This window comes from Actinacidiphila yanglinensis (assembly GCF_900107965.1).
GTDB classification, from domain to species: domain Bacteria; phylum Actinomycetota; class Actinomycetes; order Streptomycetales; family Streptomycetaceae; genus Actinacidiphila; species Actinacidiphila yanglinensis.
Genome location: NZ_FNVU01000008.1, coordinates 362535 through 388181, shown reverse-complemented (window position 1 = coordinate 388181; position 25647 = coordinate 362535). Strand labels below are relative to the sequence as shown.

Here is a 25647-nt window from a genome sequence, read left to right as displayed (position 1 = left end):
CGAGGGAGCCGGCGGTGTAGCCGTTCGAGGCCACCAGGCCCTCGACGACCTCGTCCTCGGTGATCTCCAGATACGCGGCGAGTTCGGCCACGGTGGGCGGGGCGTCCAGCACCGTGGTGAGGTGGTCGCGGGCCTTGGCCAGCTCCACCCGCAGTTCCTGGAGCCGGCGCGGTACATGGACGGCCCAGCTGGTGTCGCGGAAGAACCGCTTCATCTCGCCGACGATGTACGGCACCGCGAAGGTGGTGAACTCCACCTCGCGGCTCAGGTCGAACCGGTCGATCGCCTTGATCAGCCCGAGGGTGCCGACCTGGAGGATGTCCTCCAGCTCGTCCCGGCCCCGCCCGCGGAAGCGCCGGGCGGCGAACTGCACCAGCGACATGTTCATCTCGACCAAGGTGCTCCGCGCGTACGAGTATTCGCGGGTGCCCTCCTCCAGGTCCTGCAGCCGGTCGAAGAACAGCTTCGACAGTGTCCGCGCGTCCTTCGGGGGCGTCTTCCGCGCTTCTTCGATGAACGGCAGCCCACCTACGGTCGGAACGTCGTGGCCGGCCCGGGCCGGTCCTGTGGTTGTTCCTGCACCGTACGTGGTTACCGCCATGTGGTCCCCTCACGCTGCCGAGTATGTCCAGCATCGCCTGCCCGCGATCGCGGCAAGCACACCAGGATCGGAACACGACTGATGGGGCGGTGAGGCTTCCGGACTACCAGTGCCACCGGACCACGACGCCGAATGTGCCGCCAACACCCAGGTGAGATGAGCCCGCGCTGCCATGCGATCTTCACGATCACTTCTTCCGGCCTGCGGTCGCGCTGTGCCACTCTTGCGGGACCGGCGGTCGTTCGACTCGGGAGCATGCATGGATTCTTCCGCCGCACAGGTCCCGAGGGACGTGCCACGGTTCACAGTGTCCTGCGTCCTGGGGACTCCCAGCTTGATCACGGTGCGCGGAGAGGCCGATCTGGGCGGCATCGAGCTGCTGCAGAGCGCCGCGGACCGCGCCTTGGAGCACCACTCCCACGTGGCCTTCGACCTCGCGGGGGTGACCTTCGCCGACTCCACCTTTCTCAGCATCCTCCTGCAAACCCGCCTGAACGCCCTGGAACGTGGCGGAACCGTCCTTCTGCTGGCACCCAGCGCCAGCGTCCGCCACCTGCTGAGCATTACCGGCGCACTCGATCTCTTCCCGGCGGCCGAGTGAAAGACAGTTCAAACAGCTGTGAGTGAGAGCCGGCTGCCCGAACGCGGAGTTGCGCGAGGGATAGGCGTGGGTGGCCTACGGCGTGTGTCGAAAGTGGATGGTTGTGGTTCTGTGGCCTGTGTTTTTATGGCGGAGTGAACAACGAGAGATTCGGGTCTTCTGTGGAGAGGCCGGGCCCCAGGGTCCGCCCGAGGGCTGATGGCGATGTCGAGGGGTGCGTGAGGGTTCTCGCGGAGGTCCATCGACGTGACGGGTACCCGGTGAATTGGCCTGGCCGGCCTCATGAGTGGTTGTCGCAAGCTTCTCTCTTGGGGGCCTGGGTAGCTGAACTTGGTGGCCGTCTCGTTGGTCATGTCAGCTTGTCTCACAGCGGCGAAGGAGATCTGGCTCCTGGCTTGTGGAGCGAGCGCAGTGGGACGAGCGAGGATTTGGCCGCGGTGGTGAGCCGGCTATTCGTTGCCCCGCAGGCCAGGGGGCACGGCATCGGAGCACTGTTGATGGGCAGAGCAGCGGAGGAAGCACGACGTCGTGGCCTGCACCCGGTGCTCGACGTTGTGGTCTCGGATACTGCCGCGGCGGCCCTGTATGAGCGGCTGGGCTGGGAATTGATGGCCACGGTCGAGCAACGATGGAGTCCTTCTCAGCTGGTGGCGATCCACTGTTACGCGGCAGCGTCGTGATCTGGCGGGACACAGCAGCCACTCGTTGATGGCGGCGACGATGACGGTCGCCTCATGGACGCCCGCTTGGCCCCGAGTAGCCCGGACACCCCACGACTAGGCTGTCTCCATGATTCGCGCTGTGGTGTTCGACGTCGGTGAGTGCCTGGTGGACGAGACCCGTGAGTACGGCACCTGGGCCGACTGGCTTGGTGTGCCTCGGCACACCTTCGCCGCCGTGTTCGGCGCGGTCATCGCGGAGGGCCGTGACTACCGGGAGACGTTCCAGGTCTTCCGGCCCGGGTTCGACCTGTCCGAGGAACGAGCGCTACGGGCAGCCGCCAGGAAGCCCGAGTGGTTCGGTGAGGACGACCTGTACCCGGACGTGCGGCCCAGTCTGTCGGCGTTGCGAGAGTCCGGCCTGTGGGTGGGCATCGCCGGCAATCAGACTGTGCGAGCGGGCGCCCTACTCCGCGACTTGGATCTGCCGACCGATTTCATTGCGACCAGCGACGACTGGGGCGTTTCGAAGCCCGATGTCGCGTTCTTCGAGCACGTGGTCGAAGCCGCTCCAGCCGGACCGGGCGAGATCTTGTACGTCGGCGACCGGCTGGACAACGACATCCGCCCCGCGGTTCGAGCGGGGCTGCTGACCGCACTGATCCGCCGCGGACCGTGGGGGACGATCCAGCAGCGCGACCCGGATGCGGATGCCGTCACCGCCATGCGCATCAGTTCCCTCACCGAACTGCCGGAACTGATCGCGAAGTTCAACGCTGGAGGGCGCTGAACGTCATTCCCGAGGCCCAGAGCGGATCGTTGACCGCGATTTGGCGGCGATGGCGGCTGCAAACGGGGCCAACCGTGTTGCTGTAGGTCGAGGAGCAAGAACCCGATGTCCTTGACACCAGGGTGAACGCCGTTCATGTCTCCGCTAGGAGGTCGTTGAACGCGGCAGCCACGACAGTAGGACCGTAAGCGGCGAGCGCCCATAGTGCGGAGACCTTCGAAGCTGCAGTCCACAGCTTCTCGGAGGCAGAGGGTGGACGGAAGGCACAGATGTTGAGTTGGCGCTCCTCGAAGGGACCGTGGTCGAGATACCGCAGACCGCCAGTGCCGCAGAGGTAAGTGCCGGCGTTCACCGCAGCCGTGAGGTCGGCCAGGCGCATTGAGCGGTCCGAGGAGGCGGAGAGATCGCCGCTGCGCACGATGGAGCCATGCCATCTCAAGAGGTTCAGCAACGCACGCGTGGTGGCTTCGGCAGCGGCGGCAGTACGACCGGTCTCGGTGACCGCGTGAACGGCGGGTTCGAGCACGGCCTGCAGTAGTGGCCAGTAGTCGCTGAGCTGGTAGTGCTGTGCGGGCAACTGGCTGAGGCGACGGGCGGCACGTGCCGGATCTGCAAGCCGAGCGTCGCGGATCAACGTCGCTCGCCCATATGGGAGGTGAGTCTCCAAGGACAGCCACTGGTGCTGCTCCGGGTGGTCAAGTACAGCGAGGCGAGCCCGGTGCTGGTAGTCGCGGCGGGCGAATTGGACATCGTCGAGGATCACCCAGACATCGGCCGCGTAGAGCTTCGCGAGAGTGGAAAGGCGGGGCAGCAGGTTGGGCTGATGGATCGCACACGAGCGTGCCGCCGGCGCGTCCAAGAACGTACCGTGATCAAGCGGGCAGCAACCAGGTGTCGTAGCCACGGGAGCGGAGGCGGTCGAAGGCATCGCGGACTCTTCCCGGGACGTGCTGCTCCACGGCGAAACCGCGCTTGGGGTAATCCATCACACGGTCCAAGTCGCCCATGAGCATCTCAATGAGCTGCTTCTCGTCGTCATGTGTCCTGACGTACTCGTCGTACGGCATGTGCTGGGAGACGCATACCGGCTCCACCTCGGGCCAGAGCTTGCGGCATGTGGCGTAGGCGCGACGCTGCATGTAGGGCATCGAGATGAGGAGCAGGGTGGATACTGCGATGCCCGTGTTCTCCAGCACCTCGCGGGAGAAGCCGATGTTCTGGCCGGTGTTGGTTGCCTTCGGCTCAAGCAGGATGGCTTCGTTCGGCACCCCGAGGCAGAGCGCGTGCTCGCGATAGTGGGTGGCCTCACCGCGGGGAAACCGCGCCCGGGTGGCTGTGCTGGTGTCGCCCGTGAAGACCACCTTCGGGAACATGCCGTCGTGGTACAGATCGGCGGCGGCGGTGGCCACACCGAGATCGAGGCTGCCAAGGGCGATCGCAGCGGAACAGGGCTTCAACTCGTGGCCCATCTGGTGGAAGTCCCAGATCACGCGAGCGTCGGCCCGGTCCGCGTCGCTGATCGGATCTTGGTAGGTCACGTGTACTCCTCGCTGGTGCGCACGGTTTTGATACTTCGTAGTTGGTGCTTCAGGCCGTATCGCGTGGCGATTTCGGAGGCACGATCGAGTACAGAGTGGCCGACGCTGCGGGTGGCGGGGTCGGTGAGCAGAATGTGGCCGTGCGCGGTATCGATCTGGACCCGCTGGAGCGGGGTCTCGAATCGACCGTTGTTGCGTGCCGTATCGATGAAGGCCAAGGCGCGGGTGAGATCGCCGACACCACGGTGGGCCGTTACGAGCGCGAACAGCGCATGCGTGAGGGCACGTTGGCGTGGGTGGCTCACTACCGGCGCCGGGTGGAGGAGCTCGCGGGGGCTGTCACCGGGGTGCGCGATCAGGTGGCCTCCGGCGAGGCGGTGACCGTTCCTGCGCTTCCGTCGGCGTCCGTCCAGGAGGGCCCGTTCGCCGATGTCGACCGCAGCCTGATCGCACTGGGCCAGTTGGCCGTCGAGGCGGTTGAGCAGGCGTCCGCAATCGCCGCGACGAATGTATCGCGCTCGGCGTCTTCGCCCGGCTCAAGCAGGTCGCGCTGGCCTCCTACGATCGGATCGTCGGCCTCGTGCTCGACCAGATCGCCGTCGATGGCTCCATCACCAAGGCACCGGGTGGCGGTGAGGTCGCCGGACGTTCACCAGTCGACCGTGGCAAACAGGGCCTCAAACGCTCAGGCATGACGGATGGCTACGGAAATCCGCTGGGCCGCGTGCTGGCCGGAGGGAACCGTCACGACTCCCCGCTCCTCGCCTCGACCCTGGACCGCCTGGACGACCTGGGACCCCTGCCGGACGACGTTACCGTGCACCTGGACGCCGGCTACGACTCTGACAAGACCCGCGCCCTGCTCGACGAGCGCGGCCTGCACGGCCGCATCGCGCACACGGGCGAGAAAGCACCGATCCAGGCACGTCAGAGGTGGCATGTCGAAAGGACCCACGCCTGGCAGAACGCCTTCTACCGCCTCGCCCGCTGCTACGAGCGCCGGGTAACTGCCATCGACGCCTTCTTCGACCTGGCCGACACCATCATCACCGTTCGTACCCTGATTCGACGGGCATGGACGACCCACCGCTGGGACGAACGCCCGATCCGCCGCCCGTGAGAGCACGCCTGTCTGGGGACCTCTCGTCGGCGTTGCAGCGAGCGGTCGTCGGTGGTCGGTGCGCCGGCTGCGGGCCATGGGGAGTGCGCCCGCCGACTGCTATCCCGGGGTGCTGTCTTCGCTCATGGTCTGGGTGCCGATGACGTTGAGGAGCCGGAGCCGGTCGGCGGCTTCGCTGCCAGGAGCGGCGGTATAGGCGACGATGCGCAGATCGCTGCCGGGAGCCGTCAGCACGTCACAGTCGAAGGTGATTGCGCCGGCATCGGGGTGATGGACGGTCTTGGTGTCCGACTCATGGACGCCCACGATGCCCGTGTCCCACAGGCGTGCGAAGTCGGTGCTGACACCCCGCAGGTCCTTGATCAGGGAGCGCAGGCCGGCATCGGCGGGGTAGCAGGCGGTCGCCGCCCTGAGATCGGCGACCACGGCCGCCTCGAACCGGGCCTCCTGCTCGGGGGTGTGGCTGACCCGGCTGGGCAGACCGGCGAAGTGCCGCCAGACGATGTTGCGCTCGCGTCCGCGCAGCGCGGACGGGTCTCCGAACAGGGCAGCCCACAACGGGTTCCACAGAATCAGGTTCCAGGCGGCGTCATACACGCTCAGCGGTGCGCCGTCCAGCTGGTCGAGCAGCCTTCGGACCCCCGGTGGAATGTGCGCCGACAGCTGCCCGGGACCCGGCGCCGGCTGGCCCGCGAGGAGATACAGGTATTCGCGCTCGGCTGCCGACAGACGCAGGGCGCGGGCCAGCGCGGACAGGACCTGCGCCGACGGGGAAGTGGCCCGGCCCTGTTCCAGGCGGGTGATGTAGTCCACCGACAGGCCGGCGAGCTGGGCCAGTTCCTCGCGGCGCAGTCCGGCGGCCCGACGTACCCCGCCCGCAGGCAGTCCGACCGTGGCGGGGGCGATCCGGTCCCGCCAGCCATGCAGGGCTCTGCCCAGTTCCCTGGATTCGCTCACCGTCCCAGTATCGCGCCGCCGCGCCCGGACAGCCTGGTACTGCTGGTCCACTGGCTGAGGCGGGCACTACTTGTTCGTCTGCGGTGCGACGACGGTGGAGACATCACCGACCCACCGATCACCACCGGAGTGAGCACATGACCGCCACATTGATCACCGGAGCGAACAAGGGCCTCGGTTTCGAGACGGCTCGCCGCTTGATCGAGGCCGGGCACACCGTCTACGTCGGGGCACGCGATGCCCACCACGGCCGAACGGCGGCCGAGAGGCTCGGCGCCCGCTTCGTTCAGCTCGACGTCACCGACGAGGACTCCGTCAAAGCCGCCGCCGAATTCGTCCGCGCGGACGCCGGCCGCCTCGACATCCTGGTCAACAACGCCGGGATCGTGGGCGCGCGCAAGCCAGTCGGCGAGGTCACCGGGGCCGACATGACGACCACGTACGACACGAACGTCTTCGGCGTCGTGCGCGTCACGCACGCCTTCCTGCCCCTGTTGGAAGCAAGCGACGCCCCGGTCGTCGTCAACGTCAGCAGCGGTCTGGGCTCGCTGGCGGCGTGCGCCGACCCCAGCCGGGTGGAGTTCCAGGTGACAGTGCTGGACTACAACTCCTCCAAGACCGCGCTGGTCATGGTCACCTCGCAGTACGCCAAGGCGTTCCCCGCCATCCGGTTCAACGCCGTCGACCCCGGCTACACCGCCACCGACCTCAACGGCCACCAGGGCACCCAAACCATCGAGGAGGGCGCGGAGATCATCGTCCGCATGGCCTCGATCGGCGCCGACGGCCCGACCGGCGGCTTCTTCGACAAGACCGGCCCGGTCATCTGGTAACGATCCGGTCGCTGATGCGTGGGCGATGGCGCCCAGCGGATGGGTCGGGACGTAAGCCGGCCGCTCAGGCAACAGCGCGGCAAATTGGTCCCAGAGCGGTTCGGTCAGCCACGATGGCGGGACAGGCACAGGTCTCCCCGTTGATCACAGAGCGTCGCAACTCCAGGGTCACCCATGCCTGCGCCTGCTTTGCTGCCGGGGTGCACCACCGCGCCTATCCGCGCGGCCTCTAAGGTCGGACACTGGATTTTCCCTTCCAGTCCTTAGCGTGGGTTCGCTCGAGGGGGCCGCGGTGGCGATGTGGGCCGACTTGGGTTTTCAGGAAAGCCCGTATGCGACTCGACCGGTCCCTGCCACAGGGAAGGGATAGAGCCTCTTCGTCGGGCGAGACGCCGCGGCCAAAAGGATGGCTAACTAATACTCCGGCCGTAGATCGTGATCTTGCTGGTCGGGGCCGGTGCGGAGAGGGCTGCGGTCACCGTTGATCATCGTGAGTTGTGTCGACAAACGAAGATCAGGCGGTGGCCACAGGTCACAGCGTCGTACCTACCCCATGGCGGTCGATGTTCGACCAGACACAGGTGTGGTCGTCCCGCGATCCCCAGGCATGGGGGATGTCGATCGCGTGGATACTGGGCCCATGCGTATCGACTTCGATCCCGCCGAGCAGGACCGCGGGTCGTTCTACAAGCTCCTGACCTCGGTGATCGTGCCCCGGCCGATCGCCTGGGTGTCGACCACGAACCGGGACGGTTCCGCGGACAACCTCGCACCGCACAGCTTCTTCACCGTCTCCTGCGTGAGTCCGCCCATCGTGCAGTTCACGTCGGTGGGGCGGAAGGACTCGGTGCGGAACGTGGAGGAGACCGGGCAGTTCGTGGTCAACCTCGCGCCGGAGCACCTGTTCGAGCAGATCAACGCGACGGCGACGGACTTCCCGCACGGGGTGAGCGAGTTCGACGAGGTGGGGATCGCCCGCGAGCCGAGTACCCGGGTGAAGCCGCCGCGGGTGGCCGCGTCGCCGGTGGCACTGGAGTGCGAGCTGCACAGCACGCTCCGGCTGGGGGACTCGACCGTGGTGTTCGGGCGGGTGGTGTACGCGGTGGTCTCGGAGGCCGTGATGTCCGACGGCCTGCCCGACGTCCGCGCGCTGCGCCCGCTGGCCCGGCTGGGCAAGGACGAGTGGGGCACCCTCGGCGAGGTGCTGGAGATCAAGCGGATCCCGCTGGCGGACTGGCCGGATCCGCTGGGGCGTTGACGCCTTCGAGCGGGTCCGCGGGCGTGTCCGGGCCGGCGTCGGACGTCCGGGTCCGGCGGCGCGCGTACGCCGTCGCCGCGACCGCGGTCACCCCGAGGAACCCGAGCGCGAGCAGGAACGTGGGGGACGTCGGCGAGGCGGCCCGGGCGCCCGCGACCACGTAGGCGGCGGTGTTGGCGGCGCTGCCCGCGGCCGTGGCGGTCAGGAAGGGCGCCAGGCGGATGCGGGACAGCGCCGCGGCGTAGTTCGCCGCGGCGAACGGCACGCCCGGGAAGAGCCGGAGCGCCAGCGTGCTGCGGAATCCGTGCCGGCTGAGCTGGCGGTCGAGGGACAGGACGAGACGCCCCCGCAGCAGCGGCCGTACGGCGTCACGTCCGAGGAAACGGCCGAGCAGGAAGGCCAGTCCGGCTCCGAGCACCGTGCCGCCGATCGCCGCGGGCAGCCCCGCGTGGATGCCGTAGAGCGCGCCGGCCGCGGCGTTGAGCAGCGGGCGCGGGACGAAGGCGACGGTGGCGAGGCCGTACGCGAGGGCGAACAGCAGGACCGCGGTGGTGCCCGAGGTCTGCGGCGGCCAGCCCTTGGTCAGCAGCCGCTGCGGCTGCCAGGCGATGGCCAGCGCGATCCCCACGGCCAGCACCGCGACGAGCAGCCCGAACCGCGTCCACGGCGAGAGCATCAGCCGCGAGCAGCGTACGGCCAGCCGCGCGACCGCCCCGCGGGACGACGGTGCCGGCACGAAGTCCGCCTCAGCCTCTGCCATTTGCCGAGCCTAACCGAGCGGCGCGGCCCCGGCCGATGCCCGGGCCCCGGACGGGTGGTCCCGCCCCGGCCTCGACGTACTGCCGGGACGCCGCTCCGAACGCGCCCTGGTCCGGCGAGCCCGCCCGGGCCACCACGCCCCTACGCCGGCTCCTCGACCTCCCGCCGCACCCGCGGCCCGCCTTCCGCGATCACCGCGGACGACGTCACCGCCGTGCGCCGGTCGAGCCGTCCCGCCGTGACCGCGATCGCGAGCCCGACCACCGCCAGGACGGCACCCACCAGCGCGGGCGAGGTCCAGCCCCAGCCCGCCGAGATCGCCGCGCCGCCCAGCCACGCGCCGCCGGCGTTCGCGAGGTTGAAGGCGGAGTGGTTGGAGGCGGAGGCGATGGTGGGGGCGTGCCGGGCCTTGTTCATCACGAGCATCTGGAGCGGCGTGGTGGTCATGAAGCCGACCGCGCCGAGGACGACCACGGCGATCGGCGCGGCGACCTTGGAGCCCGCGGCGAAGTGGAAGCCGACCAGGACCACCGCGAGCGCGGCCAGCGAACCGTAGAGGGTGGGACGCAGGGCGCGGTCGGTGAGGGGGCCGGCGGCCAGCGCGCCGAGGGTCATGCCGATGCCGAACAGCGCGAGCAGCAGGGTGACGGAGGAGTCGGAGAACCCGGTCACCTCGGTCATCATCGAGGCGAGGTAGCTGTAGACGGCGAACACCCCGGCGAACCCGAACACCGCGGTGAGCAGGCCGAGTACGACCTGGGGTTCGCGCAGCGCGCGGAGTTCCTGGGCCACGCCGACGTGCTCCTCCGCGGGCAGTCGCGGGATCAGCAGTGCGAGGGACGCCAGCGCGACCAGCCCGATCACCGAGACCACCACGAACGTCGCGCGCCAGCCGAGGTGCTGGCCGAGGGCTGTCGCGGCGGGCACGCCGACGATGTTGGCGACGGTCAGCCCGAGGAACATCGCGGCCACCGCACGCGCCCGGCGCTCCTCGGCGACGAGCCGTGCGGCGACGACCGCGCCGACGCCGAAGAACGCGCCGTGCGGCAGCCCCGCCAGGAAGCGGCCCGCCAGCAGGGTCCAGTAGCCGGGCGCGAACGCGGAGGAGAGGTTCCCGACCGTGAACAGGCCCATCAGCAGCAGGAGCATGCGCTTGCGCGGGATGCGGGAGCCCAGCGCGGTCAGCAGCGGGGCGCCGACCACGACGCCGAGCGCGTAGGCGGAGACGAGGTAGCCGGCGGTCGGCACGGAGGTACCGAGGTCGCCCGCGACGTTGGGCAGCAGGCCCATCATCACGAACTCCGTGGTGCCGATGCCGAAGGCACTCACCGCGAGGGCGAGGATGGCCAGGGGCATGGAGGGTGTCCTTTGCGGAAGGAGGGGTGGGGACGGCTTGTTAAGTTTAACAGCGGAACAAAGTCTCCCACCCGCTGGATTCCCGTACGTCACCGGCAGATGAAGAACCATCGACAGTTGCGTCACCAGCGGGTTCGCGGGTGCGCCGACCCACTGACCGGTGCGCGGGCGCCAACCCGGATGCGCCGGGCGGTAATTCGTTCGACGGACCTGCCGCGCTCATGGATGATCGTCCTATGTTCCGGCTCGCCTTCCTCGCAGACGCCACCGCAGCAGCGGTCGCGCTGAAGGCTGCCCGGAACGCATCGGCCGCACAGGCCGCATCGGCCGCCCGGCCCGCCTTCCTCGACGGCGCACGAAGCTGACCCTCCCCGGAACGACATATCCGGCGGACCCCGCAGGGGGAGGGTCGGTACGGCCCGGGGTCCGCGAGGCGGTCCGCCGCCTTCCCCCTTCCGGCCACCGCACGTCACGCGGCGGCCGTCGAGGAAGAGCCCACCCATGCCCAAGCAGGCGTACATCCGCACCAAGCCGCACCTGAACATCGGCACCATGGGTCATGTCGACCACGGCAAGACCACGTTGACCGCCGCCATCACCAAGGTGCTGGCCGACCGGGGGAGCGGCACGTTCGTGCCGTTCGACCGGATCGACCGGGCCCCGGAGGAGGCGCGGCGCGGCATCACCATCACCATCGCGCACGTCGAGTACGAGACCGACACGCGGCACTACGCGCACGTCGACATGCCGGGACACGCCGACTACGTCAAGAACATGATCACCGGCGCGGCCCAGCTGGACGGGGCGATCCTCGTCGTCTCGGCGCTCGACGGCGTCATGCCGCAGACCGCCGAGCACGTGCTGCTCGCCCGCCAGGTGGGCGTGCGCCACGTCGTGGTGGCGCTCAACAAGGCGGACGCGGCCGACGACGAACTGGCCGACCTGGTCGAGCTGGAGGTGCGCGAACTGCTCTCCGCGCACGGCTTCGCCGGTGACACGCTGCCGGTGGTCCGTGTCTCCGGGCTGCGCGCGCTGGCCGGCGAGCCGCGCTGGACCGCCGCGATCGAGGCGCTGCTCGACGCCGTCGACACGTACGTGCCGGTGCCCGAGCGGTACGTCGACGCGCCGTTCCTGCTGTCGGTGGAGAACGTCCTCACCATCACGGGGCGCGGCACCGTCGTGACCGGCGCGGTCGAGCGCGGGGTGGTGCGTCCCGGGGACCGGGTCGGCGTGCACGGCGTCGACGGCGAGGCGCTGACCAGCGTCGTCACCGGGCTGGAGACCTTCGGGAAGCCGATGGAGTCCGCGCAGGCCGGCGACAACGTGGCGCTGCTGCTGCGCGGGGTGCAGCGCGGGCAGGTGCGGCGCGGTGACATCGTCGCGGCGCCGGACAGCGTGACGCCGCACCGCCGTTTCACCGCCCGGGTGTTCTTCGTGCCCGCGGCGGAGGGTGGCCGGCACACGCCGGTCGCCACCGGCTACCGGCCCCAGTTCTACATCCGCACCGCGGACGTGGTCGGGGACGTCTCCCTCGGCGCCGAGGGGATGGCGCTGCCGGGCGACACCGCCGACATCGCCGTCGAGCTCGGGCGGGCGCTGCCGCTGGAGCCCGGGCTCGGCTTCGCGATTCGCGAGGGCGGTCGCACGGTGGGGGCGGGCACGGTGACGTCCCTCGGGTAGCCGGCCGCGGACGGGGCCGGGCGGGTCCGCCCGCCCGGCCCGGTCCGTTCACCGGCCCGGCGGGGCTGGTCCCCCCGGTGCCCGCGCCTCCCGGATCGCCGGCCGGTCCGGGAGGAGGGGAGGATGGAGGGGTGCAAGGTGAAGCGATTCCTGTGACGCGTGCCGTGGACTTCGGGGTGGCGAAGCTGCTGCCCGACGTGGACCGGGACGACGCGTGGCTGCTGACCGTCGACGGCGCGCCGCAGTCCTACGTGGACCTGGCCGACCCGGAGTACGTGGAGTTCGAGTACGTGCGGCGTGTCGCCCATGTCGTGGAGGCGGTGTGCGACACGCCGGTCGAGCGGGACGGGCCGCCGGCGATGGTGCACCTGGGCGGCGGGGCGATGACCCTGCCGCGCAGATTCGCCCGGACGGTGCCGGACGCGGCGCACGACGTCGTGGAGGCCGACCGGGGTCTGGCCGCGCTGGTCGCCGCATACCTGCCCTGGCACGCGCCGCAGATCCGTACGCACCTCGCGGACGCCCGCGAGTGGCTGGCCGGGCGGCCGGACGGGAGCGCCGACGTCCTGGTCACCGACGTGTTCGGCGGGGCCAGGGTGCCCGCGCACCTGACGACGGTCGAGTTCGCGACCCACGTGGCCCGCGTCCTGCGCCCGGGCGGCGTGTACGTGGCGAACCTCGCCGACCAGGCGCCGTTCGCCTTCCTCGGCTCGCAACTGGCCACCGTGCGTGCCGCGTTCGGGCCGGGGGTCGAGGTGTGCGTGCTGGTGGAGCCGGGGGTGCTGCGCGGCCGCAGATACGGCAACGCGGTGCTCGCGGCGGCCCGTTGCCCGCTGCCCACGGACGTGGTGGCGCGGCGGTGCGCGGCGGATCCGTTCCCCGCCCGGGCGCTCGACACGGCGGAGGCGCTGCGCGCGTTCCGGGGCTCGCCGGTGTACGACGCGGCGGCGACCGACTCGCCCGAGCCGCCGGACGGGGCCTTCACGGTCGGCTGACCCCCGGCCCGTTCGGCCCCGTACCGCCCCCGGCGCTGCCTAGGCTGAAGCGGCGCGGAAGCGACGCCGCGCCCCGAACCAGCGGAGGACACGGTACCCATGGCGACGTTCGAGATCTCCACGGCCGGCGCGGACGAGCTGAGGACGTTCGCCGACTGGGCCGACGACGAGCAGTGGAACCCGGGCCTGTCGGACGGCGAGGCGTTCTACCCGACCGACCCGCACGGCTTCCTGCTCGGCCGGCTCGACGGCCGGGCGGTCGCGTCCGTGTCGGCGGTGCGCTACGGCCTCGACCACGGGTTCCTCGGCTTCTACATCGCGCGCGAACCGGTGCGCGGCCAGGGCTACGGGCTGCGGATGTGGAACGCGGCCATGGACCGCCTCGACGGACGCAACGTGGGCCTGGACGGCGTCGTCTCCCAGCAGGACAACTACCGCAAATCGGGCTTCCGCCGGGCCTGGAACCACATCCGCTACGAAGGCGTGCCGTCCGGCGAGCAGGCCCCCGCCGGCGTCACCCTGGTCGACGCCGGCACGCTGCCCTTCGCCCGGCTCGCCGGCTACGACCGGCGGTTCTTCCCCGCCGCACGCGACGTCTTCCTCGCCGCGTGGATCGGCCTGCCGGGGCACACCGCGCTCGCGGCGGTCCGCGACGGGGAGCTGTGCGGGTTCGGGGTGCGCCGCCCCGCCCGCTCGGCGGCGCGCGTCGGCCCCCTCTACGCCGCCTCCCCGGACATCGCGCACGCCCTGCTCGGCGCGCTGGCCGCCACCGCCCCGGGCCTGCCGGTCGCCGTCGACGTCCCCGACGTGAACCCGGCCGCGACCGCCCTCGTCGAGCGCCTGGGGCTGCGGCCCACCTTCGAGACGGCCCGGATGTACACCGGCCCCACCCCCGCGATCGACATCGCGGGCATCTTCGGCAACACCACGCTCGAACTCGGCTGAACGGCCGGGCGCCGCGCGGCGGTCCGAGGCGTCAGGGGGTCTGGGCGAGGTCGGCCGGACCCGCGGGCAGCGGCCGCACGTCGGGTGCCGCGGTGGCGATGCCGGCGTGCTCGGAGGCGACCTTCACGCGGCGTTCCAGCCGGCGCACGTCGGGCAGCAGCAGGACCGCGCCGGTGAGCAGCAGGACCAGCACGGAGGAGCCCCACAGCGCCCGGGTCCTGCCGAAGGCGATCGCGGCGGGACCGGCCAGCGCGGTCGCGATCGGGGTCAGCGACACCGAGCCGAGCCAGTCGTAGGCCGACACGCGCGACATCTTGTCCTCGGGGATCTCCTGGTGCAGCGCCAGCATCCAGCCGACCGCGAAGACCTCCACGGCCAGTCCCGTGACGAACATGGCCGTCGACAGCAGCCACGTCGGGACGGCCAGGGCGAGCGCGGCGGCGGGCAGCGCCATCGGGAAGACGCCCATGGTGCCGGCGAGCAGCATCCGGCGCGGGCGCCAGCGGATCATCAGCAGCCCGCCGCAGACCGTGCCGACACCCGCGGCGGCCACCGCGATGCCCCACGGGCCCGCGCCCCCGAGATGCTCGCGGGCGACCAGCGGCCCGTAGACCGACTCGGTGGCCGTGACGACGCCGTTGACGACGCCGAACTGGAGCACGATGCCCCACAGCCAGGAGCGGGAGGCGAACTCCCGCCAGCCCTCCCGCAGTTCTCGGACGATGCCGCCGGACTCGGCGGGGCGCTCCACCGCCTTGGTGCGCAACCTCGCGCGCATGGCCGCGGCGAGGGCGAACCCGGTGGCGTCGACGGCCAGCACCCAGCCCGGGCCGACGGCCGCCACCAGCGCGCCGCCGAGGGCCGCGCCGATGATGCTCGCGCCGTTCATCGACAACCGGTAGACCGAGAACGCCTTGCCCGCGTGGCCCGGGTCGACCGTCGAGAGCACCATGCCCTCGGAGGCGGGCGAGAAGAACGCCTGCCCGGTACCGCCCACCGCGGCCAGCGCGGCCATCGTCCACAGCGCGGGCGAGCCGGTGATCACCAGGATCGCGAAGGCCGCCTGCGACGTGGCGTTGAGCAGGTTCGCGCCGACCATCACCCGCTGCCGCGGCAGCCGGTCCGCGACCGCGCCGCCGACCAGCAGGAAGACCACCAGGGCCAGCGTGCGGGCGGCGACCACCAGGCCGACGTCGGTGGCGCTGCCGCCCTGCTCGATGACCGCGTAGGCGGCGGCGATGGTCGCGCCGGAGTTGCCGAGGTTGGAGATGAAGGACGCGCTGACCAGCAGCCGGAAATCCCGACCGGCCCAGGGCGGGGGATGCGGGAGGGACGGCAGCCGCCCGAGCAGGGCACGCACGGTGCCGTCGGGGTGGCCGGAGCGGGGGCTGGTGCGGTTCACCCGGGAACTATCCAGGAAAGCCCCGCCCTCCGCCAGGGAATATCGGCTCGGGCCCCTGGCTCAGGCCCGCCCGGTCCGGGCCCGTGGCGCGGGTCCGCGTGTGCACGGTCCGGCGCCGCCCGGTTCGGGTCCGCGTGTGCTCGGCTCGGGTCCGCGGTCCGGGTCCGCGGTCCGGGCCCGCCCGGCTCGGGGTGGGTCCCGGGTCCGCGCCGGGTCGGTCCGACGACGGTCCGGGGGCCGCCCTCGGCCCGTCCGGGGTCCGCCGCGCCGAGCCGCTCGGGCCCGGCGGGCGGCCGGGGCTACTTCTTCAGTGGCCGGATGGTGCTCTTGATCTTGTCCACGACGGACTGCGCGAGCTGGTCGGACACCCCTGTGTCGGCGTAGAGCACCCACACCACCGGCGTCGGCGTCTTCTGCGCGGGGTCCAGCCACGCGACGGTATAGGCGACGCCGCCGGGCGACGAGCACTTGTTGGCCTTCGGCACGTTGGTCGCGGTGGCCTCGGACTGCCAGCCGCTGATGCCGTAGGCGTCCTTGAACGCCTTGCTGTCCTTGGCCTTGGAGAAGGTGCCCTTGCCGTTGTCCTGGTAGGCCCAGTACGCCCACGCCTCGGCCTCGTTGTCGGCGGCGTTCTTCAGGCTCTTCGCCCCGCTGCCGCCCTTGGTGCCCACGGCGGCCCGGTCCGAGTCGCCGTCCTTGGTCGTGCACCACGCGTGCTTGTAGTACGCGGGCGCGCTCATGACGACCTGCGGGTCGCCCTTCTTGTCGGTGAAGCCGATGCTCATGCCCTCGGTGTCGACCGTCCAGTCCGGCGGCACGTCGAACGCGACGTTGCGCTCGTCGCGCTTGACCACCTTCCAGCCGGGGATGACCGGCTTGAGGTCGGTGGCGGCGCCGCGCGGGTTGTCGCTGCTGTCACCGCCGCTGGCGGCGGGGGCGCCGGTGGACGGCGTGCCGGTCGGCTTCACCGACGCGGTGGGCTTGGTCGTCTCCTTGGCGTCGTCCTTCTTGTCGTGGTTGCCGGTGACGTAGACCGCGCCCACCGCCACGGCGGCGATCACCGCGACGGACGCGGTGATGGCGATGCCGATGGTCAGCTTCCGGTTGTCCTTCTCCGGCGGCGGCCCGCCCGGTCCCCCGGGGCCGCCGGGCGAGCCCGGGCCCCACGACTGCGGGTTCGTCGGGTAGCCGGACGGCGGCTGGCCGGGCTGCTGGTAGCCGGGCTGCGCGTACGGGTAGGCGGGCTGGCCGTACGGCTGGGTCTGCTCAAAGCCGGACGGCTGCGGCGCCTGTGGGGGTTGTTGCGGCTGCTGCTGCGGTTGCTGCGGCGGCTGGTAACCCGGCTGCTGCTGGTACCCGGGCTGCGTGTACGGGTTGGGCGGTTGCCCGTACGGGCCCTGCGAGGGCTGCGGTTGCTGCGGTTGCTGAGGGGGGGTGCCCTGCGGGTACTGCTGCCCCCCGGACTGCTGGTCTCCTGGCCACATGGCTCGAAACACTAGGGGAGCGGGCCGGGCGGTTCCACGCTGGATCGCTCTACTCACTGGTAACATACGGCCATGTCCGAGACGACGCCCTCCATAGGCGAATTCCTCACGGCCACCGTGCCGATGGTCCGCACCCTGAACCTCCAGTACGTCGAGATCACGGCCGAGCGCGCGGTCGTCTCGCTGCCGGACCTCCCCGAGTACCGCAACCACGTCGGCGGTCCGCACGCGGGCGCGATGTTCACCGCCGGCGAGTCCGCCTCGGGCGCCGTCGTGGTCGCCGCGTTCGGCGACCAGCTCGCCCGGGCCGTGCCGCTCCCGGTGCGGGTCGAGGTCACCTACGCCAAGATCGCCCGAGGCGAGCTGCTCGCCACCGCGACGCTCGGCCGGCCCGTCGCGGAGGTCGTCGCCGAACTCGACGCGGGGCAGCGCCCCGAGTTCGCGGTCGAGGTCTCCCTCACCCGTGAGGACGGCGCCGAGACCGGGCGGATGACCGTCGTGTGGACGCTGCGCCCCCACAGCTGAGGGGCCGGTCGGCCGCGCGGCAGGTGGGAGCCACGGAGTGGTGACCGGGGGAGCACCGCTGAGCGGACGGGTTGTCCGCTCCGTCGGTTAGGCTTCCTTGAGCGTGCTGCGGGCACGCGTTCGACCGCCACCCCCGGGGAGGGACCTGCTGTGCACGTGCAGGACTGGCTCGACGGCATTCCGCCGGTCGCCGTCTACCTGATGGTGGGTCTCGTGGTCGGGGTGGAGAGCCTCGGCATCCCGCTGCCCGGCGAGATCGTGCTGATGACGGCGGCCCTGCTGTCCTCGCAGGGCCACGTCAGCCCCTGGATCGTGGGTGCGTGCGCGATTCTCGGCGCGGTCGTCGGCGACTCGATCGGCTACGCCATCGGGCACAAGGGCGGCCGGCCCCTGCTGGACTGGCTCGGCCGGCGCTTCCCCAGCCATTTCTCGCCGGGCAACATCGCCACCGCCGAACGCTCCTTCCAGCGCTGGGGCATGTGGGCGGTCTTCTTCGGCCGGTTCGTGGCCCTGCTGCGGATCTTCGCCGGCCCGCTCGCCGGCGTGCTCAAGATGCCGTACTACAAGTTCCTGATCGCCAACGCGCTCGGCGGCATCGTCTGGGCCGGCGGCATCACCGCGATCATCTACTACGTCGGGATCGTCGCCGAGCCCTGGCTCACCCGCTTCGGCTACGTCGGGCTCGGCATCGCGGTGCTCTTCGGCATCGGCTCCTTCCTCTACGTCCGGCGCCGCGCCGCCAAGGCCCAGGCCGAACTCGAGGCGAAGGCCGAACCCGAGGTCGTCGTCACCTCGTCCGGCGAGTAGCCGGAGCAGGCCGAGCAGAGCGAGCGAGGCGCAGCGGCGGAAGACGCCGGCTCCGGCGACGATCCGCCCCGCCGCTACCCGGCCCCACCCGGCAGCTGCGGTACGTCACCCCCGCCGCCCAGCGCCTCGCGGTGCGTCCCGGCGAGCGCCACGTAGTGCTCCGCGTTCAGCCGCAGCATCTCCCGCTCCTCCGCGGTCAGCTCCCGCTTGACCTTCGCGGGCACCCCCGCCACCAGCGAGTGCGGCGGCACCTGCATGCCCTGCGGCACCAGCGCCGCGGCCGCCACCAGCGAACCGGCACCGATCCGGGCCCCGTTGAGCACCGTGGCGCCCATTCCCACCAGCACGCCGTCCTCGACCACGCACCCGTGCAGCACCGTGTTGTGCCCCACGGTGACGCCCGCGCCCACCACCGCGGGGAATCCGGGATCGGCGTGCACCGTGCAGTTGTCCTGGATGTTGGAGCCTTCGCCGATCCGGATCTTTTCGCAGTCGCCGCGCAGCACCGCGTGGTACCAGACGCTCGCCCGCGCCCCCAGCGTCACGTCGCCGAGCACGACCGAGGTCGGCGCCGCGTACGCACTCGGGTCCAACCGCGGCTGCCTGCCGAGGATGCCCGCGACCAGTGCCCCGGCCGCCTGCCCCACCGCGCCCGCATCCGCGCCGCCCTCGCCCGGGGTCCCGCCTGCCTGCCGCACCGACTCCGCCATGCCCGCTCCGTCCGCTCCCGCGCCACTCCACCAGTGTTCAGCGGCACCGTATACGGTGGCCGTGTGCCCGAGAACGAGAACGTGTTCTTCTCCCTGCTGTCCGGTGCCGCCGCCTGGCGCCGGCGCGCCACCACCCGGCTGGTGCACCGCGCCTGGCGCCGCGTGCAGAACGCGGGCGCGGTCACCGCGGAGCGCCCCGGTCTGCTGCGTTTCGGCCGGATCGGGGCCGGTACCCGGCTCGCCTTCCCGCAGGGCACCGTCTTCGGGGAGCGATGGATCCACCTCGGGGCGTGCTGCATCATCGGCGAGCAGGTCACCCTCACCGTCGGCCTCGCCCCCGCCGACGTCGACTACGGCCCGGACCCGGTGATCCGCATCGGCGACGGCGTCGTCCTCGGCCGGGACAGCCACGTCGTCGCCATGGCCCCGATCGTGATCGGCGACAAGGTCTACTGCGGCCCCAACGTCTACGTGACCAGCACCAACCACTCCTACCACGACCCGGACCAGGCGATCGGTGAGCAGTGGCCGAGCTCCGCGCCGGTGGAGATCGGCCCGGGCAGCTGGCTGGGCGTGGACAGCGTGGTGCTGCCCGGCGCCCGGCTCGGCCGCAACGTGGTCGTCGCCGCGGGCTCCGTGGTGCGCGGCGAGATCCCCGACCACGCGGTCGTGGCGGGCGCCCCCGCCAGGATCGTCCGCCGCTGGTCGCCCGACACCGGCTGGCAGCCGCCCCTGCGCACCCCCGCGCCCTCTCCCCTTCCCGATCGGGTGCCGCCCGAGGAGCGCCTCGACGTCCCCGAACTCGAAGCACCCGCCGGCGCCTGACCTCCCCGCGCCCGAGCCCCAGGCTTCCCCCGGGGCCGCGCCGCCCGCCTCGGGGATCTGGTTGGATTGGCGGTATGCGCGCACCGATCGGACCCTTCGAGGATGCCCAGCCCGCCACCGAGCGACGCGAGTTGCTGCCGCCGCCGGTCGCCGCGGCGGTGACCGCGGAGATGCTGCACGTGGACACCGACCCGGCCATCGCCGACACCGCTGACTTCGTCGCGACCTACGGCCAGGACCTGCTGGAGAAGTCGGCCAACTGCGTGGTCGTCGCCGGCAAGCGCGGCGGTGAACTGACCCTGGCCGCCTGCGTGGTGCTGTCCACCACGCGCGTCGACGTCAACGGCACGGTCCGCCGCCACCTGGGCGCGCGCAAGGCGTCCTTCGCCTCGATGGACACCGCGGTGAGCGAGACGGGCATGGAGTACGGCGGCATCACCCCGGTCGGACTGCCCGCGGCCTGGCCGCTGCTCGTCGACGCGGCCGTGGTGGAGACCGCCCACGTGGTGATCGGCAGCGGAGCCCGGCGCGGCAAGCTCATCGTGCCCGGCAAGATGCTCGCGACCCTGCCCGGCGCGGTGGTCCTGGACGGCCTGGGCGCCTGAACCCCGGCCCGCCCCGCACCACCCCGACAGCGACGCCCAGCCTGCGCCCGCCCCACTACCGGGGCCGGCGTCAAAGCTGCAGTATCTCGACGGCAGGACAGCGGTAGAATAATTCCCTATGTCTAGCGCCGACGCTGGCATAGAGGGGGCACGGTGGAGCGGGAAGACGAAGCCGCACTTCAGGCACTCGGTCTCACGGCTGAGGAGCGGGCAGGCATGGGGCTGGACCGCCCTGCGGATGGCGAGCCGGAGACCCTGGCAGACGTCTACATCAGGCGGTCGAAGAAGAGCGAAGACCTGGCGACCCTGCGGGGTCATCTGCGCCAGGTGCACGCCTATCTAGCGCGAGAGGACGTGGCGATCCGTCACGTGTGGCTGGAGCAGAAGAGCGCCAGCAAAGTGCATGTCCGTCGCGACGAGTTCGATAACGCGTGTGCGGCCGTGCTCGCTGGCCGCTCAAAAACCCTGGCAGCATGGAAGACGGACCGCTTTGACCGACGCGGAATGGGGCAAGTTACCCCGCTGCTCGACGAGTTGGAGAAGCGGCGGGGGCGTCTCGTCTCAACGTCCGAAGGGCTGGACAGCTCACGCGGAGGCCGCGTTGTCTTTGCGTTGCTGTCGGACCGCGCGATGGAGGAATCACGGGATATCTCCAAACGCGTCCTCATCGGGCTCGAATCACATCGGGTAATCGGTCGTGTTCCCGGCGGACCTCTTCCATTCGGGCTGCAGCGTGTCGGCAACGGTCGGATCGCCCCACACCCGGACGAGTATCCAACGGCCCGGAAGATTGCTGAACTTCTCCTAGAAGGTCTTGGGGGAACCACGGCCGCACACCGAGTCAACGCGGAGGGACTGTCTACCCGCTCGGGGCGGCACTGGTCTGCCAATGCAATCGCGCGTATGGCGCAGTCCCCCCTTTGGGCGGGACTCGTCCCCTTCCGGGAGCGACACATCGACGAGTTTGGGCAGCCGATCGACAAATGGGGGACGTGGAAGGCTGACGTCCTCCTAGACGCCAGTGGCACGCCAGTGTCTTGCGGAACTGGCGTAGTGACGCTGACCGAGTGGTATGCGATTAAGGCGCAGTTCTCCTCTCGAACGTTCCGCGGCGCCAAGGGGATGCACGGAGCAAAGCGACCCGGAAAGCTTCTGACTGGAATCATGAAGTGCCCACACTGTCAGGTGGGGATGGTGTCGGGTGGCGAGTCTTACCGTTGCCGCACGCATCTTGAGGGTGGCCCCACAGCCTGCCGGGGAGTCCGAACGAAGGCGTCTCGCGTTGATTTCGTGGTGGGGGAGATGTGGGTGACCCACGTGTCAGCGCTGGAGCCAGGCGGCGAGGCCTTATACGAGATTGCGCGCCGATGGCTGTCATATCAGGACCCTGAAAAGAAAGCGCGACACCGTCACACGGAGGCCGCGCTTAAGGACTCTCATCGACGGGCGGAGGAGCTGGATGCGGCGTACTACGTGCACGGCCGCATGAGTGCCGAGCGGTACGCGCAACTTGCCGACGCGCTAGCGGCACAGGTTGCACTCCTGGGCGAAGACTTGCGGGAGTTGGAGCGGCAAGCTGACCTGACGCCGCTTCTCGACGCGGAACTGTTGACGGAGGCTTGGGCGACGGCGGAGCTGGACGACAAACGGATGTTGCTCCGCAGCGTCGTCGACGAGTTGGTTCTACTACCGTCCGCAAAGCAGGGAGACAGGACGCCCATTGAGAATCGGCTTCGCGTCCGATGGGTTGGCGGCCCGAAGTAGCCCGCGAACGACGGAGAGCGCCCCCCAGGACCCTCTTGGGGGCTCTCTCTTGTGTCTGGCGACTCGTCGGCCGTCGACGTTGACCACGGGCCCGCTGGTGGCCGCTCGGGCAACTTCGCCCCGGGGCGGCGCAGCTGCCAGCGGATGAACTCATGGATCACCTCGCCGCGCGGGCTGCGGCCGGCGGGGTTCGCCACCTTGGCAGCCACTAGGAAGGGCTCCCACTCATCATCAGGCATCCGCACCCCCCCCGGGGAGGGTCCCAGCCTCCTCCGCTGATGGAAGAGACCGACGGTGTCTGTCGCCCTTAGGCAGTTTCGTTTGGATCACCGGCCGGACCAGAGGAAGATCCCGCGATGTGGAGTCCGCCCAGGTAGATGGCGGCTGTCTTCTCGTAGCGGATGGCAATGCCTCGCCACTGTCTCAAGCGATTGATGCACCGCTCGACGGTGTTGCGCTGTTTGTAGGTCTCGTGGTCGAAGGCTGGCGGCCTGCCGCCTCGGCTGCCCCGACGGAGCCGGTGGCTGCGCTGGTCTGCGGGGACTGGGATCACTGCCCGGATGCCGCGGTTACGCAGGTGCTCGCGGATTGCGCGGAAGGAGTACGCCTTGTCGGCCAGGACCAGATCCGGCCTGGTGCGAGGCCGTCTTCATCGACGGGGAACTCGTAGGCGGGCCATGACCTCGGTGAAGGCAGGTGCATCACCGGCTTGTCCGGCGGTGAGAACGAACGCGAGGGGCCAGCAGCGGGCACCGGCCGCGTGCTGGTGCGCTCGCACGATCGTGGAGTCGACCGAGACGGCCCAGTTGAGGTCCTCGTCTGCGTCCGTTGGTGCCACCAGAGCGGTAAACACTCGCTCCCAGGTGCCGTCGACGGCCCACATTCGCAGCCGGTTATAGACGCCACGCCAGTTGCCGTACTTCTCCGGCAGGTGGACCCATTGCGTCCCGGTCTGGAATATGTGGGCAATGGCGTCGATCACTTTCCGGTGGTCGCGCCAGCGGCCACCCCGCTTCGGCGTGCGGTCCGGGAGTAACGGCTCGATCCGCGCCCACTGCGCATCGGTCAACGACATGACCTGACAACGAGGTGCATCGTTGCCGGACGCTGCCCTATTCAGCCAGGTCTGGCATCTGACGTCGTGCTTCCGACATCCACAGCCCTTCTCCGCCACGCGTCATTGACTCATCGCGTCCCTAGTACTCCAGCTGTAGATCTTGATCTTGGCCTGTGGGCCGAGAGCATCTCGGGTCGGAGGTCGGTTTCTGCTGGCCGCTGGCAGGTAGACCGGGCCCGGTGAAGCAGGCACTATGCCCCGGTGAGCATCGTCATCAAGTTCTTCGTGGCACCGGACCATGAAGCCGCCGCTGCTGTCGCGGAGGGTGGTCCCGACGGGGTCTTCGAGTCGCTGACCTTCGGCAACTTCGATGTCGAGGAGGCTCTGATCGAGTGGGAGAGTATCCTCGCCGGTCGGAGCTTCGAAGAGGTCCTCGACGACGATGTTCCCGAGACTGTTGCCGACCCGGACGAGGGCGAGGGTCCGCTCGTCCTTGCCGTCTCCCGCACCCTTCAAGCCGCCCTGAGCGCCGCCGACGCGCACCGGCTCGCAGAGGTCAGCCAGCTGTGGGTGGCTGAGCGGGCGGCAGAGGGCGAGGGCTTCGATCCCGAGATCGCTGTGTGGATCCTGAGGGGCTTGGCCAACGTGGCTCGTGCCGTCGGCGAGGGAGACGAGAGCTTGTACTGCTGGGTGGCGTAGAAGGGAACGGCCACCGTTGATCATCGTCGGTTGTGTGGACAGACGAAGATCAGCTGATGGCTGTGGGCCACAGCGTAGACCCTGCCCGGTGGCAGCCGGTGTTCGACAGCCTGATGGCGAGGGTGGCAGGGCGGTTCGCCCGGGTCGAGCCGCGTCGCAGAGCACGGGCGTTCGTGCTGGGCCTGCTGGCAGAGTTGCCGCGGAAGAACTGCTGGACGATCGCCGAGCACGCCGGTGACAGCAGTCCGGCCGGTATGCAGCACCTGCTCAGCCGCGCGTCCTGGGACGCCGACCGAGTTCGCGACGACATACGGGACTTCGTGGTCGAGCACCTCGGCAACACGGACGCCGTCCTCGTGGTGGACGAGACCGGCGACCTGAAGAAGGGCACCGCGAGTGTCGGGGTGCAACGCCAGTACACCGGGACCGCGGGCCGCATCGAGAACTCGCAGGTCGCCGTCTACCTCGTCTACTCCACCCCGGCCGGGCACGCTGCCATCGACCGCCGCCTCTACATCCCACGCTCCTGGACCCAGGACCCCGACCGATGCAGAGCGGCGGGCATCCCGGAGGACACGGGGTTCGCCACCAAGCCCGCCCTGGTCACCGAGATGATCGCCCAGGCCCTGGACGCCGGCGTCACGGCCTCATGGGTCACCGGCGACGAGGTCTACGGCGGCGACCCGCACCTGAGCGCCGAGCTGGAGAGCCGTCAGGTCGGCTATGTATTGGCCGTCTCACGCAAGCGACCGATCCCGACCCGCGCGGGCATCTTCACGGCCGGCATGCTGGCCCACTGCCTCCCGAAGAAGGCCTGGCAGCGACTCTCGGCCGGAGACGGTGCCAAAGGTCACCGCTTCTACGACTGGGCCCAGGTCGAGATCGACAGCCCGTCCGGCAGCACAGGGCACCGGTCCTTGCTCATTCGACGCAACCGGCGCACCGGCGAACTCGCTTTCTACCGCTGCTACTCGGCTGGACCCGTTCCTTTGAGCACCCTGGTCAGGGTGGCTGGCCGCCGCTGGACCGTGGAGGAGACCTTCCAGTCCGCGAAGGGACTGACCGGGCTGGACGAGCACCAGGTCCGCCGCTGGACCTCGTGGCACCGCTGGACCACGCTGGCCATGCTCGCGCACGCCTTCCTCGTGGTCACGGCTGCCCTCGAACGGACCGCCGTGGCCACCTCACCAGGGCTCGCTCCGCTGACCTGCAGCGAGATCCAACGGCTCTTCGCCGCCTTCGCCGCACCACAACCCTGCGGCCTGGCGCACCGCCTCAGCTGGTCAAGCTGGCGCCGACGACACCAAGCCCGTGCACGCAGCAGCCACTACCAGCGCCAGGCCCTCCAACAGTCGTGATCAAGATCTACAGCTGGAGTACTAGGCTGCTGACTCCAGATAGTCCAGCCGTGCCTGCGTCAGGCTCAGCCTGCCGTTGGGCCCGCCCCGCACGATGTGCGCGTCCGCGCCATCCTGCCCATCGTCCTCCCAGCCGCACTCCGGACAGATCTCAAAATTGGCCTGTTCCTCCAGAGTCCGCTGGAAACAGCAGGGGCATGGGATGAGGCCGCCAGCGGCGTCGCTTGACTGACTGGAGAGCGAGTCTTCAGAGGCCATGGCTGACATCGTTGCACTCTCTTCATGATCCACACGACAGCCCCTAGCTCTGGCGGCGCCG

General features: G+C 70.3%; 27 protein-coding genes and 3 pseudogenes. 17 read left to right on the top strand and 13 right to left on the bottom strand.

Annotated elements, in window-relative coordinates; genetic code table 11:
* Positions 1 to 601 (bottom strand): sigma-70 family RNA polymerase sigma factor (locus tag C4U44_RS21115; RefSeq protein ID WP_103887412.1); only part of this gene is annotated, 601 nt, incomplete at its 3' end.
* 343 nt (positions 602 to 944) lie between these two features.
* On the opposite strand from C4U44_RS21115, the gene C4U44_RS41585 reads away from it, so the two are divergent.
* The 3 genes from C4U44_RS41585 (at position 945) to C4U44_RS21100 (ending at position 2651) form a co-directional block, all read left to right on the top strand.
* A complete protein-coding gene (locus C4U44_RS41585; protein ID WP_235032238.1) occupies positions 945 to 1202 on the top strand; it encodes an STAS domain-containing protein in 258 nt (85 codons plus the stop codon).
* A gap of 218 nt (positions 1203 to 1420) precedes the next feature.
* The gene (locus C4U44_RS21105) at positions 1421 to 1882 is read left to right on the top strand and encodes a GNAT family N-acetyltransferase (RefSeq protein ID WP_103887467.1); all 462 of its coding nucleotides are present in this window, start codon (positions 1421 to 1423) and stop codon (positions 1880 to 1882) included.
* 109 nt (positions 1883 to 1991) lie between these two features.
* Positions 1992 to 2651 (top strand): HAD family hydrolase, encoded by a 660-nt coding sequence (locus C4U44_RS21100; RefSeq protein ID WP_103887410.1) that lies wholly within the window; start codon positions 1992 to 1994, stop codon positions 2649 to 2651.
* 133 nt (positions 2652 to 2784) lie between these two features.
* Here C4U44_RS21100 and C4U44_RS21095 read toward each other — a convergent pair whose 3' ends face one another.
* The 3 genes from C4U44_RS21095 to C4U44_RS21085 all read right to left on the bottom strand — a co-directional run bounded on the left by C4U44_RS21095 (position 2785) and on the right by C4U44_RS21085 (position 4494).
* Positions 2785 to 3510 (bottom strand): WbqC family protein, encoded by a 726-nt coding sequence (locus tag C4U44_RS21095; protein WP_235032230.1) that lies wholly within the window; start codon positions 3508 to 3510, stop codon positions 2785 to 2787.
* A 13-nt stretch (positions 3511 to 3523) separates the two neighbouring features.
* Complete coding sequence (locus C4U44_RS21090) at positions 3524 to 4120, bottom strand: YdcF family protein (protein WP_103887465.1); 597 nt, start codon at positions 4118 to 4120, stop codon at positions 3524 to 3526.
* Positions 4121 to 4185: 65 nt separating this feature from the next.
* Positions 4186 to 4494: a hypothetical protein gene (locus C4U44_RS21085; RefSeq protein ID WP_200823336.1), complete on the bottom strand. Its 309-nt coding sequence runs from the start codon at positions 4492 to 4494 to the stop codon at positions 4186 to 4188.
* A gap of 182 nt (positions 4495 to 4676) precedes the next feature.
* Between C4U44_RS21085 and C4U44_RS21080 the strand changes: the two are divergent.
* Positions 4677 to 5309: pseudogene (locus C4U44_RS21080) on the top strand (IS5 family transposase); the annotation flags it as partial.
* Between the two features lie 99 nt (positions 5310 to 5408).
* On the opposite strand, the gene C4U44_RS21075 reads toward C4U44_RS21080, so the two are convergent.
* Positions 5409 to 6266, bottom strand: coding sequence for a helix-turn-helix transcriptional regulator (locus C4U44_RS21075; RefSeq protein ID WP_103887408.1), 858 nt, complete (start codon positions 6264 to 6266; stop codon positions 5409 to 5411).
* A 137-nt stretch (positions 6267 to 6403) separates the two neighbouring features.
* Here C4U44_RS21075 and C4U44_RS21070 point away from each other — a divergent pair, with 137 nt between their 5' ends.
* Entirely contained in the window at positions 6404 to 7099 is a 696-nt protein-coding gene (locus C4U44_RS21070) for an SDR family oxidoreductase (protein WP_103887407.1), read from the top strand.
* Here C4U44_RS21070 and C4U44_RS21065 read toward each other — a convergent pair.
* Positions 7098 to 7228 (bottom strand): annotated as a pseudogene (locus C4U44_RS21065) (IS5/IS1182 family transposase); the annotation flags it as partial. The gene C4U44_RS21070 and the pseudogene C4U44_RS21065 sit on opposite strands and share 2 nt — an antisense overlap.
* Positions 7229 to 7739: 511 nt before the next feature.
* On the opposite strand from C4U44_RS21065, the gene C4U44_RS21060 reads away from it, so the two are divergent.
* Positions 7740 to 8357 (top strand): flavin reductase family protein, encoded by a 618-nt coding sequence (locus tag C4U44_RS21060; RefSeq protein WP_103887406.1) that lies wholly within the window; start codon positions 7740 to 7742, stop codon positions 8355 to 8357.
* Here the strand turns inward: C4U44_RS21060 and C4U44_RS21055 are convergent.
* Both C4U44_RS21055 and C4U44_RS21050 read right to left on the bottom strand, forming a co-directional pair.
* Positions 8311 to 9117: a TVP38/TMEM64 family protein gene (locus tag C4U44_RS21055; RefSeq protein ID WP_103887405.1), complete on the bottom strand. Its 807-nt coding sequence runs from the start codon at positions 9115 to 9117 to the stop codon at positions 8311 to 8313. The genes C4U44_RS21060 and C4U44_RS21055 overlap by 47 nt on opposite strands.
* Before the next feature lie 140 nt (positions 9118 to 9257).
* Positions 9258 to 10472: an MFS transporter gene (locus C4U44_RS21050; protein WP_103887404.1), complete on the bottom strand. Its 1215-nt coding sequence runs from the start codon at positions 10470 to 10472 to the stop codon at positions 9258 to 9260.
* Positions 10473 to 10693: 221 nt separating this feature from the next.
* Between C4U44_RS21050 and C4U44_RS41580 the strand changes: the two genes are divergently transcribed.
* From C4U44_RS41580 to C4U44_RS21035, 4 genes are all read left to right on the top strand, one after another.
* Complete coding sequence (locus C4U44_RS41580) at positions 10694 to 10837, top strand: hypothetical protein (protein WP_160145075.1); 144 nt, start codon at positions 10694 to 10696, stop codon at positions 10835 to 10837.
* 136 nt (positions 10838 to 10973) lie between these two features.
* Positions 10974 to 12152: an elongation factor Tu gene (gene tuf, locus C4U44_RS21045; RefSeq protein ID WP_103887403.1), complete on the top strand. Its 1179-nt coding sequence runs from the start codon at positions 10974 to 10976 to the stop codon at positions 12150 to 12152.
* Positions 12153 to 12304: 152 nt separating this feature from the next.
* A complete protein-coding gene (locus tag C4U44_RS21040; RefSeq protein ID WP_235032229.1) occupies positions 12305 to 13147 on the top strand; it encodes a spermidine synthase in 843 nt (280 codons plus the stop codon).
* Between the two features lie 99 nt (positions 13148 to 13246).
* Positions 13247 to 14092 (top strand): GNAT family N-acetyltransferase, encoded by an 846-nt coding sequence (locus C4U44_RS21035; RefSeq protein ID WP_103887401.1) that lies wholly within the window; start codon positions 13247 to 13249, stop codon positions 14090 to 14092.
* Between the two features lie 31 nt (positions 14093 to 14123).
* Here the strand turns inward: C4U44_RS21035 and C4U44_RS21030 are convergent, their stop codons facing one another.
* Entirely contained in the window at positions 14124 to 15452 is a 1329-nt protein-coding gene (locus tag C4U44_RS21030) for an MFS transporter (protein WP_103887464.1), read from the bottom strand.
* Positions 15453 to 15793: 341 nt separating this feature from the next.
* On the bottom strand, positions 15794 to 16978 hold the full coding sequence (locus tag C4U44_RS21025; RefSeq protein ID WP_103887400.1) for a hypothetical protein: 1185 nt from the start codon (positions 16976 to 16978) through the stop codon (positions 15794 to 15796).
* Positions 16979 to 17050: 72 nt separating this feature from the next.
* Between C4U44_RS21025 and C4U44_RS21020 the strand changes: the two genes are divergently transcribed.
* Positions 17051 to 17503 (top strand): DUF4442 domain-containing protein, encoded by a 453-nt coding sequence (locus C4U44_RS21020; RefSeq protein WP_103887399.1) that lies wholly within the window; start codon positions 17051 to 17053, stop codon positions 17501 to 17503.
* Between the two features lie 150 nt (positions 17504 to 17653).
* On the top strand, positions 17654 to 18310 hold the full coding sequence (locus tag C4U44_RS21015) for a DedA family protein (protein ID WP_103887398.1): 657 nt from the start codon (positions 17654 to 17656) through the stop codon (positions 18308 to 18310).
* A 74-nt stretch (positions 18311 to 18384) separates the two neighbouring features.
* Here C4U44_RS21015 and C4U44_RS21010 read toward each other — a convergent pair whose 3' ends face one another.
* Positions 18385 to 19020 (bottom strand): gamma carbonic anhydrase family protein, encoded by a 636-nt coding sequence (locus tag C4U44_RS21010; protein ID WP_103887397.1) that lies wholly within the window; start codon positions 19018 to 19020, stop codon positions 18385 to 18387.
* A 63-nt stretch (positions 19021 to 19083) separates the two neighbouring features.
* Between C4U44_RS21010 and C4U44_RS21005 the strand changes: the two genes are divergently transcribed.
* From C4U44_RS21005 to C4U44_RS20995, 3 genes are all read left to right on the top strand, one after another.
* The gene (locus C4U44_RS21005) at positions 19084 to 19845 is read left to right on the top strand and encodes an acyltransferase (RefSeq protein WP_103887396.1); all 762 of its coding nucleotides are present in this window, start codon (positions 19084 to 19086) and stop codon (positions 19843 to 19845) included.
* A gap of 74 nt (positions 19846 to 19919) precedes the next feature.
* A complete protein-coding gene (locus C4U44_RS21000) occupies positions 19920 to 20450 on the top strand; it encodes a YbaK/EbsC family protein (RefSeq protein WP_103887395.1) in 531 nt (176 codons plus the stop codon).
* A gap of 153 nt (positions 20451 to 20603) precedes the next feature.
* Positions 20604 to 22214 (top strand): recombinase family protein, encoded by a 1611-nt coding sequence (locus C4U44_RS20995; protein WP_146088305.1) that lies wholly within the window; start codon positions 20604 to 20606, stop codon positions 22212 to 22214.
* 307 nt (positions 22215 to 22521) lie between these two features.
* Here C4U44_RS20995 and C4U44_RS20990 read toward each other — a convergent pair.
* Positions 22522 to 23289, bottom strand: a pseudogene (locus C4U44_RS20990) (IS5 family transposase).
* A 243-nt stretch (positions 23290 to 23532) separates the two neighbouring features.
* Between C4U44_RS20990 and C4U44_RS20985 the strand changes: the two are divergent.
* Together C4U44_RS20985 and C4U44_RS20980 are read left to right on the top strand one after the other, a co-directional pair.
* Positions 23533 to 23970 carry a hypothetical protein gene (locus tag C4U44_RS20985; RefSeq protein ID WP_103887393.1) on the top strand — a complete coding sequence of 146 codons (438 nt, stop codon included), beginning with the start codon at positions 23533 to 23535 and terminating at the stop codon, positions 23968 to 23970.
* 56 nt (positions 23971 to 24026) lie between these two features.
* Complete coding sequence (locus tag C4U44_RS20980) at positions 24027 to 25328, top strand: IS701 family transposase (protein ID WP_456052644.1); 1302 nt, start codon at positions 24027 to 24029, stop codon at positions 25326 to 25328.
* Between the two features lie 21 nt (positions 25329 to 25349).
* Here C4U44_RS20980 and C4U44_RS20975 read toward each other — a convergent pair whose 3' ends face one another.
* Positions 25350 to 25586, bottom strand: a complete 237-nt coding sequence (locus C4U44_RS20975; RefSeq protein WP_103887392.1) for a CPCC family cysteine-rich protein — start codon at positions 25584 to 25586, stop codon at positions 25350 to 25352.
* Positions 25587 to 25647: the final 61 nt, after the last annotated feature.

Coding starts and splice junctions, on each gene's coding strand:
- C4U44_RS21010 (WP_103887397.1), bottom strand. CDS start 19,020: ATGGCGGAGTCGGTGCGGCAGGCAGGCGGGACCCCGGGCGAGGGCGGC.
- C4U44_RS21090 (WP_103887465.1), bottom strand. CDS start 4,120: ATGGGCCACGAGTTGAAGCCCTGTTCCGCTGCGATCGCCCTTGGCAGC.
- C4U44_RS21035 (WP_103887401.1), top strand. CDS start 13,247: ATGGCGACGTTCGAGATCTCCACGGCCGGCGCGGACGAGCTGAGGACG.
- C4U44_RS21020 (WP_103887399.1), top strand. CDS start 17,051: ATGTCCGAGACGACGCCCTCCATAGGCGAATTCCTCACGGCCACCGTG.
- C4U44_RS21050 (WP_103887404.1), bottom strand. CDS start 10,472: ATGCCCCTGGCCATCCTCGCCCTCGCGGTGAGTGCCTTCGGCATCGGC.
- C4U44_RS20980 (WP_456052644.1), top strand. CDS start 24,027: ATGGCTGTGGGCCACAGCGTAGACCCTGCCCGGTGGCAGCCGGTGTTC.
- C4U44_RS21100 (WP_103887410.1), top strand. CDS start 1,992: ATGATTCGCGCTGTGGTGTTCGACGTCGGTGAGTGCCTGGTGGACGAG.
- C4U44_RS21055 (WP_103887405.1), bottom strand. CDS start 9,117: ATGGCAGAGGCTGAGGCGGACTTCGTGCCGGCACCGTCGTCCCGCGGG.
- tuf (WP_103887403.1), top strand. CDS start 10,974: ATGCCCAAGCAGGCGTACATCCGCACCAAGCCGCACCTGAACATCGGC.
- C4U44_RS20975 (WP_103887392.1), bottom strand. CDS start 25,586: ATGGCCTCTGAAGACTCGCTCTCCAGTCAGTCAAGCGACGCCGCTGGC.
- C4U44_RS21000 (WP_103887395.1), top strand. CDS start 19,920: ATGCGCGCACCGATCGGACCCTTCGAGGATGCCCAGCCCGCCACCGAG.
- C4U44_RS21025 (WP_103887400.1), bottom strand. CDS start 16,978: ATGTGGCCAGGAGACCAGCAGTCCGGGGGGCAGCAGTACCCGCAGGGC.
- C4U44_RS41580 (WP_160145075.1), top strand. CDS start 10,694: ATGGATGATCGTCCTATGTTCCGGCTCGCCTTCCTCGCAGACGCCACC.
- C4U44_RS21060 (WP_103887406.1), top strand. CDS start 7,740: ATGCGTATCGACTTCGATCCCGCCGAGCAGGACCGCGGGTCGTTCTAC.
- C4U44_RS21070 (WP_103887407.1), top strand. CDS start 6,404: ATGACCGCCACATTGATCACCGGAGCGAACAAGGGCCTCGGTTTCGAG.